This window comes from Acinetobacter sp. GWC1_38_13 (assembly GCF_001767535.1).
GTDB lineage: Bacteria > Pseudomonadota > Gammaproteobacteria > Pseudomonadales > Moraxellaceae > Acinetobacter > Acinetobacter junii.
In genome coordinates, this window is record NZ_MELG01000112.1 from 28,319 (window position 1) to 41,462 (window position 13,144).

Annotated in this window: 14 protein-coding genes and 1 riboswitch; of the genes, 6 read left to right on the top strand and 8 right to left on the bottom strand. The window is 37.6% G+C overall.

Features of this window, described 5'->3' with window-relative positions; translation table 11 throughout:
* The 5 genes from A2003_RS12080 to rimO all read right to left on the bottom strand — a co-directional run.
* A partial coding sequence (locus A2003_RS12080) for a phosphatidate cytidylyltransferase (protein WP_286687436.1) occupies nucleotides 1–757 on the bottom strand: 757 nt, incomplete at its 3' end.
* Nucleotides 758–759: 2 nt separating this feature from the next.
* Nucleotides 760–1,509, bottom strand: coding sequence for a polyprenyl diphosphate synthase (gene uppS, locus A2003_RS12085; RefSeq protein ID WP_112987219.1), 750 nt, complete (start codon nucleotides 1,507–1,509; stop codon nucleotides 760–762).
* 5 nt (nucleotides 1,510–1,514) lie between these two features.
* Entirely contained in the window at nucleotides 1,515–2,069 is a 555-nt protein-coding gene (frr, locus tag A2003_RS12090; protein WP_004915629.1) for a ribosome recycling factor, read from the bottom strand.
* A gap of 77 nt (nucleotides 2,070–2,146) precedes the next feature.
* Nucleotides 2,147–2,875 carry a UMP kinase gene (pyrH, locus tag A2003_RS12095; protein WP_004662027.1) on the bottom strand — a complete coding sequence of 243 codons (729 nt, stop codon included), beginning with the start codon at nucleotides 2,873–2,875 and terminating at the stop codon, nucleotides 2,147–2,149.
* 51 nt (nucleotides 2,876–2,926) lie between these two features.
* On the bottom strand, nucleotides 2,927–4,270 hold the full coding sequence (gene rimO, locus A2003_RS12100; protein WP_004915625.1) for a 30S ribosomal protein S12 methylthiotransferase RimO: 1,344 nt from the start codon (nucleotides 4,268–4,270) through the stop codon (nucleotides 2,927–2,929).
* A gap of 328 nt (nucleotides 4,271–4,598) precedes the next feature.
* On the opposite strand from rimO, the gene glnL reads away from it, so the two are divergent.
* The 5 genes from glnL (at nucleotide 4,599) to A2003_RS12125 (ending at nucleotide 9,663) form a co-directional block, all read left to right on the top strand.
* The gene (glnL, locus tag A2003_RS12105; protein ID WP_004954561.1) at nucleotides 4,599–5,708 is read left to right on the top strand and encodes a nitrogen regulation protein NR(II); all 1,110 of its coding nucleotides are present in this window, start codon (nucleotides 4,599–4,601) and stop codon (nucleotides 5,706–5,708) included.
* The gene (gene glnG / locus A2003_RS12110; protein ID WP_112987220.1) at nucleotides 5,695–7,194 is read left to right on the top strand and encodes a nitrogen regulation protein NR(I); all 1,500 of its coding nucleotides are present in this window, start codon (nucleotides 5,695–5,697) and stop codon (nucleotides 7,192–7,194) included. The genes glnL and glnG overlap by 14 nt, the downstream gene beginning before the upstream one ends.
* Before the next feature lie 132 nt (nucleotides 7,195–7,326).
* A complete protein-coding gene (locus A2003_RS12115; RefSeq protein WP_004954566.1) occupies nucleotides 7,327–7,968 on the top strand; it encodes a TetR/AcrR family transcriptional regulator in 642 nt (213 codons plus the stop codon).
* A 113-nt stretch (nucleotides 7,969–8,081) separates the two neighbouring features.
* Complete coding sequence (argF, locus tag A2003_RS12120) at nucleotides 8,082–9,002, top strand: ornithine carbamoyltransferase (RefSeq protein WP_004915611.1); 921 nt, start codon at nucleotides 8,082–8,084, stop codon at nucleotides 9,000–9,002.
* Between the two features lie 136 nt (nucleotides 9,003–9,138).
* Nucleotides 9,139–9,663, top strand: a complete 525-nt coding sequence (locus tag A2003_RS12125) for a protein tyrosine phosphatase family protein (RefSeq protein WP_112987221.1) — start codon at nucleotides 9,139–9,141, stop codon at nucleotides 9,661–9,663.
* Here the strand turns inward: A2003_RS12125 and ispF are convergent.
* A complete protein-coding gene (ispF, locus tag A2003_RS12130; RefSeq protein ID WP_004915605.1) occupies nucleotides 9,651–10,142 on the bottom strand; it encodes a 2-C-methyl-D-erythritol 2,4-cyclodiphosphate synthase in 492 nt (163 codons plus the stop codon). The genes A2003_RS12125 and ispF overlap by 13 nt on opposite strands.
* A gap of 98 nt (nucleotides 10,143–10,240) precedes the next feature.
* Here ispF and A2003_RS12135 point away from each other — a divergent pair, with 98 nt between their 5' ends.
* On the top strand, nucleotides 10,241–10,888 hold the full coding sequence (locus A2003_RS12135; RefSeq protein ID WP_112987222.1) for an A1S_1983 family putative colistin resistance protein: 648 nt from the start codon (nucleotides 10,241–10,243) through the stop codon (nucleotides 10,886–10,888).
* A gap of 48 nt (nucleotides 10,889–10,936) precedes the next feature.
* Here A2003_RS12135 and A2003_RS12140 read toward each other — a convergent pair whose 3' ends face one another.
* The gene (locus tag A2003_RS12140; RefSeq protein ID WP_112987223.1) at nucleotides 10,937–12,181 is read right to left on the bottom strand and encodes a D-amino acid dehydrogenase; all 1,245 of its coding nucleotides are present in this window, start codon (nucleotides 12,179–12,181) and stop codon (nucleotides 10,937–10,939) included.
* A gap of 179 nt (nucleotides 12,182–12,360) precedes the next feature.
* Nucleotides 12,361–12,450: riboswitch (glycine riboswitch) on the bottom strand.
* A gap of 138 nt (nucleotides 12,451–12,588) precedes the next feature.
* Nucleotides 12,589–13,080 (bottom strand): hypothetical protein, encoded by a 492-nt coding sequence (locus tag A2003_RS12145; RefSeq protein WP_005402678.1) that lies wholly within the window; start codon nucleotides 13,078–13,080, stop codon nucleotides 12,589–12,591.
* Between the last annotated feature and the right edge of the window lie 64 nt (nucleotides 13,081–13,144).

The window sequence follows — 13,144 nt, forward strand, 5'->3', positions numbered from 1 at the left end:
AAGAATCAATTCGGTCAAGTACACCACCATGTCCAGGCAAAACGCGACCAGAATCTTTGATTCCAGCACGGCGTTTAATCATTGACTCAAACAAGTCACCTAGAACAGATGCAAAGACTGTGATGATTGATAGAACTAGAAATAAGATAAGTTGAATAGCAGTTAAATTTAAATATGAATATTGTACAACCAACATAATAATTACTGTCGTCGCAATACCACCATATAATCCTTCAACTGATTTATTCGGGCTAACTGTTGGAGCAAGTTTTTTCTTACCAAACTTACGACCGACAAAATATGCACCACTATCCGCCCCCCAAACAAGGAGGAACAAATACATTAACCACCATGGTGAACTATGCCAAACTGAATATAATGCAGTGACCGCAGCAGAAATTAGGATAAAACCTATGGCATACAAAGATACGTTATACCAGTTATCTGATTCTGGGAAGTTTTTGACCCAGTAAATACTACCTAGCCAAGATAAAATAGACGCAGCCCACAGCAATAAAGCAACATCATCAAAAAACAACGCAAGAGTTGAAACTGCTGCTACGCATCCACCATAAATCCAAGCTTTAGGCTTTGAAACCAGTGCTTCGCCATGAGGCATAAGTTTAAACCACTCATATCCAGCCACCCCCGCAGCTAAGATCATAAGAATAAACATTGGATAATGTGATTGCGTTGCAAACATGCAACTTAAAACAACAGCAACTAATACCAATGCGGTTATAATCCGCTCTAACATTATTAATTCTCTATTTTCGCTTGTTGAATCTGTTCAGATGTTTTACCAAAACGTCTTTCTCGCCCTGAAAATACATCAAAAGCGTGGTCTAATTCTTTTACTGTAAACTCAGGCCATAATGTATCTGTAAAATACAATTCTGCATATGCCGCTTGCCAAAGTAAGAAGTTAGATAAACGATAATCTCCACCTGTACGTATTAATAAATCTACGGCAGGTAAGTCATTTAGACTGACATATTTATCGAATAAATCAACATTTATCTGATCTACTTGAACTTTTCCATCTACAACATCTTGAACGATACACTTGGCTGCATGCGCCATATCCCACATTCCGCCATAACTAATTGCAATCGTTAAAGTCATAGAATTGAAAGATGCCGTTTTTTGTTCTGCATATAACATTAAATCTTTTAATTCATTTGATAATTTAGAACGATCACCAATGAAACGTAATGCTATATTGAATTTTTCCATTCGAGGTAGTTGTTCTTGAATTGTGTCTTCTAACAATTTCATTAACAAATCAACTTCGAACTGAGGTCTATTCCAATTTTCACTTGAAAATGCAAAAACAGTTAAAGCTTGAACACCAACTCTTTTACAATGTTCAACGATCGGATCAAGGACATTCTTACCTTCACGATGCCCATCACCTTTTTGCAATTTATTTTTTTTTGCAAAACGATTGTTGCCATCCATAATGATGGCAACATGTTTTGGAAGAAGCGGTTCTTCTTGTAAGGTCATAAAAATTAGACCTTCATTAATTCTGCTTCTTTTGCAGCTAGACGTTTATCTACTTCTGCAACATATTTATCTGTGATCTTTTGAATATCTTCACCAGCACGGCGTTCATCATCTTCAGAAATTTCTTTTTCTTTCAATAATGCTTTGATATCACCTAAAACATCACGACGAATGTTTCGAATAGCAACTTTTGCATTTTCAGCTTCATTACGAGCAACTTTTTGCATGTCACGACGAGTTTCTTCAGTCAACGCAGGTAAAGGCACACGAATTGAATCAGCTGTAATTGGGTTTAAACCCAAATCACTTTCACGAATTGCTTTATCAATTGCAGAAACCATTGTACGTTCAAATGGCTGAACAATAAGCGTACGAGAATCTTCAACACCTACGTTAGCAACTTGATTCAAAGGAACGTCAGAACCATAGTAAGGAACCATCACACCATTTAAAATTGATGGGTGAGCACGTCCAGTACGAACTTTAGCAAAACCTTGTTCTAAAGAATCAAGTGTTTTCTGCATGCGCTGTTCGCTATCTTTTTTGAGATCGTTAATCATATGATCTTCCTTACTTATTCATTAGGTATTACAAAATATTTAAACATTAGTATAAAGAGCTTTCGGTCTCACGTACATTAGTTCGTAACGTGAGTACCCTCTTTTTCGCCCATTACTACAGAAAGCAATGCACCAGATTTGTTCATATCAAAAACTTGCAATGGAACATTATGGTCACGACACAAGCAAATCGCAGTTAAGTCCATTACACCAAGTTTTTCATCAAGTACTTGATCAAAAGTTAAGTTATCGTACTTCACAGCATCGTCATATTTGCTTGGATCTTTGTTATAGACACCGTCAACTTTCGTCGCTTTCAAAATAAGGTTTGCCTCAATCTCGATACCACGCAAACAAGCCGCAGTATCAGTTGTAAAGAACGGATTTCCCGTTCCTGCTACAAACACACAAACTTCACCTTGGCTTAAATGACGAATCGCATCACGACTTGAATAAGATTCAACAACTGTTCCGATCGGAAGAGCAGACATTAAACGTGTTTTAATGTTGCGACGCACTAATGCATCACGCATTGCTAAACCATTCATAACTGTAGCCAGCATCCCCATTTGGTCACCAGTTACACGCCCAACCAAACCGTCTTTTTGTAACTGACTTCCACGATATAAGTTACCGCCACCAACTACAATTCCGACTTGTACTCCTAAACCAACCAAGTGAGCAATCGAAAGCGACATTTGATCAAGGACTTGGGCATCAATACCCATATCTTTATTACCCGCTAAAGCTTCACCAGAAAGCTTTAACAAAATACGTGCATAACGTGGATTTTTAGAAGCTGACATACTTTTACTCCAAACCGACCAATCTCATAAATTCTTTTTTCGCATTTAATATTAAGCAGACTTAATCTGAATTAACTTTGCAAATAAATCATATTCATCCGCATCAGTAATTTCGACTTCAAGCAGATCACCTGCTTTAATCACACTTTTATCAATATCTTCTACAAAAACATTACCGTCAATTTCAGGTGCATCCGCGTAAGAACGCGCTACCGCTACTGGAAATTCATCTTCCAAGCTATCTACAAGCACAGTCATCTTTTGACCGATACGCTTTTGTAGTTTTGCAGCAGAAATTTCCTGTTGGACTTCCATAAAACGTTCATAACGTTCTTGCTTAATTTCTTCAGGTACGTGATCAGGAAGATCATTTGCCGTTGCACCCTCTACAGGTGAATAAGTAAAGCAACCTACGCGATCCAACTGAGCTTCTTTTAACCAATCAAGTAATATTTGGAAGTCTTCTTCTGTTTCGCCAGGGAAACCAACCACGAAGGTAGAACGAATCACCAATTCAGGGCATTTTTCACGCCACAACTTCAAACGCTCTAACGTATTTTCACTATGAGCTGGTCGCTTCATCAATTTTAAGATGCGCGGACTGGCATGCTGAAAAGGAATATCTAAATATGGCAGGATTTTCCCTTGAGCCATTAGATCGATTACTGCATCAACATGTGGATATGGGTAGACATAATGTAGGCGTACCCAAATACCAAGTTGCCCTAACGCTTCGCACATGTCGTAAAACTTGGTTTTAACAGGCTGACCATTCCAAAAATCTAATTTGTATTTGGTGTCCACACCATAAGCTGAAGTATCTTGAGAAATCACGAGAACTTCTTTAACACCAGCGCGCTTTAATGCTGCTGCTTCATCTAATACACTGCCTACTGGACGAGATACTAGATCACCTCGCATACTTGGAATAATGCAGAATGTACAACGGTGATTACACCCTTCTGATATTTTCAAATAAGCGTAGTGTTTAGGTGTCAAACGCACACCTTGTTCAGGGACTAAATCAATAAAAGGATTGTGTTTTGGCGGTGCAGGTACATACTCATGTACTGCTTCCATTACATCCTGATATGCTGCCGCACCTGTTACTTTAAGTACATTTGGGTGCATTTGGCGAATTTTGTCTTCGTCTTTACCTAAACAACCTGTTACGATAACTCGACCGTTTTCGCTCATGGCTTCGCCAATCGCGTCTAAAGACTCTTGTACTGCAGATTCAATAAAACCACAGGTGTTAACAACAACCAAATCTGCACCGTCATAATCTGATGCAACTTGATAACCTTCAGTCTTTAACTGAGTTAAAATTCGTTCAGAATCTACCAATGCCTTAGGACAACCTAAAGATACAAAACCGACTTTGGGGGTCTTCATGAATCTGCGCTCCACTTGAATCGGCGTATTGTATGTCTTTTCTCGCCTTCCGCATAGCCGCAAAGCCATCTCTTTGTGTAATGCACCAAAATACAACCAGTATTTTTAACAAAAACCAACATTGCACCAATTTAGAACACTATAAAATTTCAAAATAACTTAATGTATGTGAAAAATAACGTATAAATAGAACATTAACGAAATAAGTTATTGAAATTCCGCTAATACAAAGTTGGCTTGTATTTTGCATTATTAAGATTCATTACGTTAATGGCTATTCTTTTATATTGATATTAATTGCGCCATTTTAATACAGGACGATTCACAAATGGATCAACACACCACTATCGACTATCGACTTCTAGTAGATAATCTGACGACTGCCATCTTATTGGTCGATAGTAAGTTAAATATTTTTTATCTGAATTCAGCTTGTGAAGCATTGTTTGATATCAGTTTATTGCGCGCATCAGGTCAACCTGTCTTAAATTTGCTCCATGCACATGATGATACTTTTAATACTTACGAAGCCTTGCTTAATACTTTAAACAGTGGTCAGCATTACACCCGACGTGAAGCGGTAATTAATGTCAACTTCAAACCGATTCATGTTGACTATACCGTTTCCCAATTAAATTCAGGTAAAAGCTATCACCCATTATTATTAATTGAACTCAATCCTATCGATCGAATGCTTAAAATTTCGAAAGAGGAAAATTTAGTGCAGCAACATCAAGTTGCTCGTCAACTTGTTCGTGGTGTTGCTCATGAAATTAAGAATCCATTGGCAGGCATTCGTGGAGCAACACAATTACTTGCACGAAGCTTAAGTGATGATAGTTATCGAGAATTTACAGATATCATTATTAATGAAGTTGATCGATTAACCAATCTCGCTGATACCATGTTAGGTTCGCGCCAATTACCAAGTTATGAACATGTTAATGTCCATGAGCCATTAGAAAGAGTTAGATCATTAATCGCGAACCAGACCAAGAAAAAAATTAAGATCACACGTGATTATGACTTATCTCTGCCAGATGTTATGGCCGACCGAGATCAACTTATTCAAGTCATGCTGAATATCAGTGTAAATGCTGTGCAAGCGATGACTGAAAATAAAGAATTTTTCGTAGATTCTGAACCAGAGCTTACCCTTCGCACTCGTATCCAACGCCTCGTCACCATAAATGGTGTTTTAAACCGTTCAACGGTAAGAGTAGATATTGAGGACAATGGACCAGGTGTACCAGAAAGTATTTTAGAATCAGTATTTTACCCTTTAGTCACTGGGCGAGCAAAAGGTACAGGTTTAGGCCTCAGTATCGCGCAAAATATTATGCATCAACATAACGGAATGATTGAATGTCAATCCATTCCTGGGAAAACCATATTTAGCTTATATCTACCTTGGGAGTCAGACCGTGTCACGAAATAAAATTTGGGTAATTGATGACGATCGTGCCATGCGTTGGGTACTTGAAAAAACATTCAAAGAAGAAGGTTTTGACGTTACCAATTTTGAAGAAGCACAAACAGCGCTTGAACGTTTACACGATGAAGCCCCTGATGTCATTCTAACTGATATCAGGATGCCAGGAATTGATGGTTTAACTTTCTTATCTAAAGTTAAAAATACTCATCCAGAACTTCCAGTCATCATTATGACTGCACACTCAGATTTGGAGTCTGCTGTCTCAAGTTATCAGACGGGTGCTTTTGAGTATTTACCAAAACCATTTGATATTGATGAAGCACTCGCTTTAGTTAATCGTGCGATTCTACATCTCAATAAGCTACAACAACAAGAAGCAACCAAAGCAGCAGCACCTCTGCAATCTACAGAAATCATTGGCGAATCTCCTGCAATGCAAGAGGTTTTCCGTGCAATTGGTCGCTTATCACAATCTCATATTACCGTATTAATTAACGGTGAATCAGGTACAGGTAAAGAGTTAGTTGCACATGCTCTGCACAAACACTCACCACGTCGTGCAAAACCTTTCATTGCATTAAACATGGCTGCTATTCCAAAAGACTTAATTGAAACTGAGTTATTCGGACATGAGAAAGGTGCTTTCACAGGCGCTAACACTCAACATCAAGGACGTTTTGAACAAGCAAATGGCGGTACACTATTTTTAGATGAAATTGGTGATATGCCATTTGAGACTCAAACTAGATTACTCCGCGTACTCGCTGATGGTGAGTTCTATCGTGTAGGCGGGCATGTTCCAGTAAAAGTCGATGTGCGTATTGTTGCTGCAACGCACCAAGACCTTGAAAAATTAGTGAATGAAGGTCGCTTCCGTGAAGACTTATATCATCGTCTAAATGTTATTCGCATTCATATTCCAAAGCTTGCACATCGCAGCGAAGATATTCCGATGCTTGCTCAACACTTCCTTGCTCGTGCAGGCAAAGAACTTGGTGTAAGCCCTAAAATTCTTAGATCTGAAACCACAGATTATATGCAGCAGTTACCTTGGCCGGGCAACGTCCGTCAATTAGAAAATACCTGCCGTTGGTTAACTGTCATGATCACAGGTCGCGAAGTCTATCCTGAAGATCTGCCTGCTGAATTGAAACAAGTTCCTCTCCAAAAATCGAACAATGATTCAACTGCATCTGTAGCAACGACTAGTCCTGCAATCGTAGACCGAATTGCTGTTCATCACTGGGATGAGTTATTAGGTCAATGGGCAATTCAAAAACTCAAAAATGGCGAAATGAAACTTTTAGACATCGCCACCCCAATGTTTGAGAAAACATTGATTAATGCAGCACTTCAACAAACTCGTGGTCGTAAACGTCATGCGGCTGAACTTTTAGGTTGGGGACGTAATACCTTGACCAGAAAGTTAAAGGAGCTTGGTATGGACTCTGCTGATGACGAGGATGATGACGAAGTCCGCAGTGCATAAACCATAAAAAGCGAGTCAATGTGACTCGCTTTTTATTTGAGACGTTTTGAAACATTGATCTAGCTCATAACCATACTTTACATAGGGTTTTTGATATACTATTAAAAATCCCGCTATATCTAAGCCAGAGTAATGACTGATCTTTGTTATCCAAGTTGTGAACAACCTCAAACTCGTCGTGGGCAAGAGCGTCGACTTGCACTGCTGATTTGTGCAACTGATCTGTTCTTAGAACGCGGTTATGATGCTGTTTCTTTAGATGATATTGTTCATCATGCCGGCGGTTCAAAAACATCAATTTATAAGTATTTTGGCAATAAAGAAGGGCTTTTCACTGCGATCTGCGATTACCGCCGCGAAGTCTTTTTCAAAGATATATGCTTACCATACATTTGTAATGTTACAAACTTAAGAAATTACCTTGTACAAACGCTGCAAAGATTTTATCAACACATCATACAGCCTAAAAATATTGCATTCATGCGTATGTTTCTTGAGCAATCACAAAACAATACCGACCTTGCCCACTATCTTTATAATAAATGTGCGATGAACATTCAAAACAGTGTTTCACTTGCGCTAGAACAAGCTCATCATTCAGGTGAAATTTTTTGCGAAAAGCCACAATTTTCAGCCACGATGTATTTTGGAATTCTTCGGGATGTTGAATGGCGTATTTTGATGGGTCTAGATGTACCCGCAGAAGACAAAGAAATATTTGATTATATTGATTTTTCTGTTGATTTGTTTCTAAAAGCTCATCAAAAAGTCTAATTCTTTTGCTTTTTCTTGAGCGTATAGTATAGTAGTCAATTCCTTTTTTGTTCACCACCCATTAAACAACAATTAATTATTGTTTTTATTCAATAATTATTGTGGGAGTAATTATGGCGCTTCGGCATTTCCTGACTTTAAGAGACCTGTCTTCTTTAGAATTGCAACGCATTTTAGATCGTGCTCATGAACTTAAACGCATGCAACATAGCAATACGGTATTCCAGCCTTTTGTTGGTAAAGTTTTGGGAATGATCTTCGAAAAATCAAGTACACGTACTCGTATTTCATTCGAAGCTGGAATTTGCCAATTCGGTGGTAGTGCCATTTTCCTATCTCCGCGCGATACTCAGCTTGGTCGTGGCGAACCAATTGAAGATTCAGCTCGTGTAATTTCAAGCATGCTAGATATCGTTATGATTCGTACATTCGGTCATGACATCGTAGAGCGCTTTGCGTCTTATTCTACTGTACCTGTAATCAACGGTCTCACTGACGATCATCACCCTTGCCAACTTCTTGCAGATCTGCAAACTTATGAAGAGCATCGAGGTAGTATCAAAGGTCGAACAGTTGCATGGATTGGTGATGGCAATAACATGTGTAATTCGTATATCGAAGCTGCTCACATGATGGGTTTCAAACTCAAAATTGCATCTCCAGAAGGTTACGAACCGAAACCTGAATTTTTAGCTGAATTTGCTGACTGTGTTGAAGTTTTCAATAAAGCTGAAGATGCAGCAGTGAATGCTGATCTGATCGTGACAGACGTTTGGGCAAGCATGGGGCAAGAAGAAGAGCAAAAATTAAGAGAAAAAGCATTTGCTGACTTCCAAGTAAATGAAAAACTCATGGATTTAGCACATCCAGACTGTTTGTTTATGCATTGCTTACCTGCTCATCGTGGCGAAGAGATTTCAGAAAATATGCTTGATCACAAAAACTCTGTGGTTTGGTCTGAAGCAGAAAACCGTTTGCATGCACAAAAAGCATTAATGGAATTCTTGCTTAATGAAAATTTAAAGAAAGACTAAATAAAAAAACAGCATCAATTGATGCTGTTTTTTTGACAAAAATTGAAGACTTGAAGTAAAAGACGTATATTAGATTAAATACTTTAGTGTAAATTTCTCATATTTTGAGAAGAAAACTAATTAAATAGTAGATATTATGACTTCATTAGAACAAGCTTTATCACAAGTACCACACTTTTCCTTTGTCCATGAGCACTTATTTCACTCGGCGCAACCCACTATAGATCAACTTCATCATATTAAAGAATATGGGTGCAGTACCGTTATTAATCTATCTACTAGTAAATCTGCAGATCATCTCAATCACCAAGATCAAATTTGCTTAGATATCGGGCTAAATTACATACACATTCCAATTGACTGGGAAATTCCAAGCTCTGATCAATGCTTACTTGTTTTAGATTTAATCGACCATCTTGTTAAAAATGAAATTGTCTGGCTACACTGCACGGAAAATATGCGTGCGAGTTGTTTGATCTATTTATACCGTCAGTATTATATGAATATGGATATGCCAACTGCCCAAGAGTTACTTCATCAGGTATGGGAACCTAATGAAACTTGGACTGGTCTAATTCACAGTGTTTCATTACAGCTACAAGGAAGAAAATCAACATTAGAATTAGAACAGTCACTGATTAACACAAATCATTTTACTTGATGAGAAATTAAAACTGTTGCTGTCGCTAAGATACCCTCTTGACGACCAGTAAATCCAAGCTGTTCTGTTGTTGTTGCCTTAATACTAATTTGCGTCACATCCACATCTAATACATCCGCGATAGATTGGCGCATTTCTAAATTATGCTTAGCAAGCTTTGGACGCTCACATGCAACTGTAATATCTGCATTATTTAGATGATAACCTCGATCTAAGATTAACTGATACACATGCTTGAGCAAAACTCGACTATCAGCACCTTTGTATCGTGGATCAGTATCTGGGAAATGCTGGCCTATATCGCCCAATGCTAATGCACCTAATAACGCATCGCAAAGCGCATGCAATACAACGTCACCATCTGAATGTGCTTTTAAACCCTGAGTATGTGGAATTTTAATACCTGCTAGAGTTACAAAGTCACCTTCTTCAAACGCATGTACATCGATCCCTTGTCCAATACGAATTTGAGCAACCATATGATTTTCCTTTTACAATATACCGAACAAATCTTGTATTCAGGCTTTCTATTTCGCTATAGTACGTTGAGCAAATTAGACTGAAAGTATAAGTGATTATGCTGTTTAACACTGTAAGAAATCAATTAAAGAAAACTGGTTACATTATTACATTGAGTTGTTTTTGCTCAACATTTGTGTACGCGAAATCTATTGATTGCACTAATAGCAAATTTCAAGGAAAGAAAATTTGCTTACAGCAACATTCGGATAATGTTCAAAAGCTAAATAATAAGTTTTTAACAGCTTATCTTGTTACAGATGCACCTTTGCAACTTTTACACGACACTCAAAAACTCTGGCTCAATCAAATTCAACAATGCAAATCAAAGACATGTTTTCAGCAACAATTTGATTTGCGTTTTGATGATTTGAACTTTTATACATCGATGAATCAAACGCTCACGCAACATTATTTAAAATTTGAGAATGGTAGATTGTCTGAGCTTCCTGTGCACTTAAAGATTCATCAACTTGATAAAGATAAGCTAAAAATTGAAGGTATAGCCTACCGTAATCCAAACAATCGCATTGAAACCCAAACTATATCTCTTCTCGCATACAGCACACCCGAAAAAAAGAGCCAAATTATTGATAATGAAAAAAAATGCCAATATCAATTTAATTTTCAAAAAGCTCTACTTGTTATTAAAAGTGACCAAAAAGGATGTGAGCGTTTTACAGGAATATATCGTTTATACGATTAAGAAGAATTATGAAAAAATGCCGATGTATAAACATCGGCATTTTTTAATTTAGTTTGGAAATTTTTGTGAGATTTCTTGACTAATAATCACAGCAGTAGCTGCTGATAATGTCCATCCTAAATGTCCATGTCCCGTATTGTAGAAAACACGTGATTGTCGACCTTGCTTAACGACAGGCAGCATATTTGGCATCATTGGACGCAATCCCGCCCAAGGTACTGAATGCTCTGTAGAAATATCAAAATTTTGGTTAACCCAATTGATTAATGGTTGAATCCGATCAGCACGTATATCACGATTATAGCCATTAAATTCAGCTGTACCAGCCACACGGAACCGGTCTGCACCCAAGCGTGATGTCACAATTTTTGCACTTTCATCTAACAGACTGACCCAAGGAGCATTCTTAACACTACGTTCATCTTTGAGTTGCACTGTGATCGAGTATCCTTTCACTGGGTATACATTAACGCTATCTCCAAGCATATCTGCTAACTGATAACTTCCCACACCACCACACACAACAATCAAATCCGCTTCAATTTCAGTACGCGCTTCAGATTCAGCATCCATATTTTCAGAGCTTTTTTTACATTGAATAATCACTTTGTCTTGTAAACATATTACGTCTACAACATCTAATCCAAAGCGATAATTAACACCATATTCTTCAGTTTTTTGTGCTAAGCCTACTGAATATTTATGGATATCTCCAGTCGCATCTCCAGCTGTGTAATATCCACCATAATAATCTCCAGTCAACGTAGGCTCTATTGCTCTCATTTCCTCTGGAGTGATTGCATTACGCTCAAGTTTTCCTTCTACTAAGATATCATTCACTTTTTTTGCAATTTCGAAATCTTCTTTTGTATGGTACATGTGCAAAATGCCACGCTTTTCAAGATCGAATGACAGATTCTCTTTTTCAGCGACCTCAAAAAGACGTTGTCTAGCCATAAGTGCTAAACCCACTGTTTCAATGGTATTTGCTTTGTAGTTTTTAATATGTGTTAAGAATTCGACCAACCAACGATATTTATGCACACTAAATGAAGGATTGAGCAACAATGGTGCATCTTTTTTACTCATCCATTTAATGCCCTTTAGCACTGTTGCTTTTTGATTCCAGACTTCAGCATTACAAGCGGATAACTGCCCCCCATTCGCAAAAGAGGTTTCCATCGCTGGAAATAGATGACGATCGATTACCGTCACTTGATAACCTAATTTTATTAATTCATATGCAGACGTTACACCCGTAATCCCCGCACCAATAACAACAACATGAGGCATAGCTAACTCCTAGAAATGCAAAGCATTCCTTTTTTGTATAGCCCCATCTGTCATGGTACCTGAGAGTTTCGGCAGATGATTACCAATTAATCATTAAGCCTTCCCCTTCGGTGAGTGTTTTGTGTAGAAAATAAATTGTGTTGTTTCTACATTAAGAGCACTGCTCTCCAGATTGTATTTATATTATTACAGTCCTTTTGCCTGAGAGTTTCCGGGGTCGTTGCTCCTTCGGCGAGTTCATTGAAGAACTTCTCTCCCGCAATAATATTTATATCCCTATAAGCAATATATATGCCGTAGTGAAATACAGACATGAATATGTTGTAATTCTTTGTAGGTCGTTCTTTATTCTACTCTAAATTTGCTCAAGAATAAAAAAAGCAGACGATTTGTCTGCTTTAGATTTTTTAGAATTTGCATTGCAAAATTTGTTCAGAGAAATTTCCTTTCCAAAGTTCTCTTAACTTAGGTAAATAAAATTTTTCTCCAATCATTACTAATTCAGCATCAATCAAAGCATGGATTTCGTGCATTAAAATATAATCAAGCTCAATCAATGATAACTGAGGATGCTTTTGGGAAATTTGCTTACGTCTGATCTGCGCTTTCTTCACTAAATCATTCGCAAAATTCTTATCTTTATATGTTGTGATTGCACTTAGGCGTAGCTCAATAATCCCCCAACCTTCAACAAGCTTTTTAAATACATCAAAATCACTCGATGTAGCTTCCCATGTTACGTTTTCTAAATTGTTGTCTTCAGGTAGTACAGGCAATAATAAATCGGCTGTACTAGGAAATATTTTTTTTAAATTTAACAGAAACTTAACAGGATTTTCATTTGGAATATCTGAAAATTGGATATGGGTTTGAGTATCTGTTAAATATATTTTGAGCATAACAAAGCAACAGTCAAATAAATCAAAAGCGTATTGTACGCAGTTCACTTTATAAAAACTACTC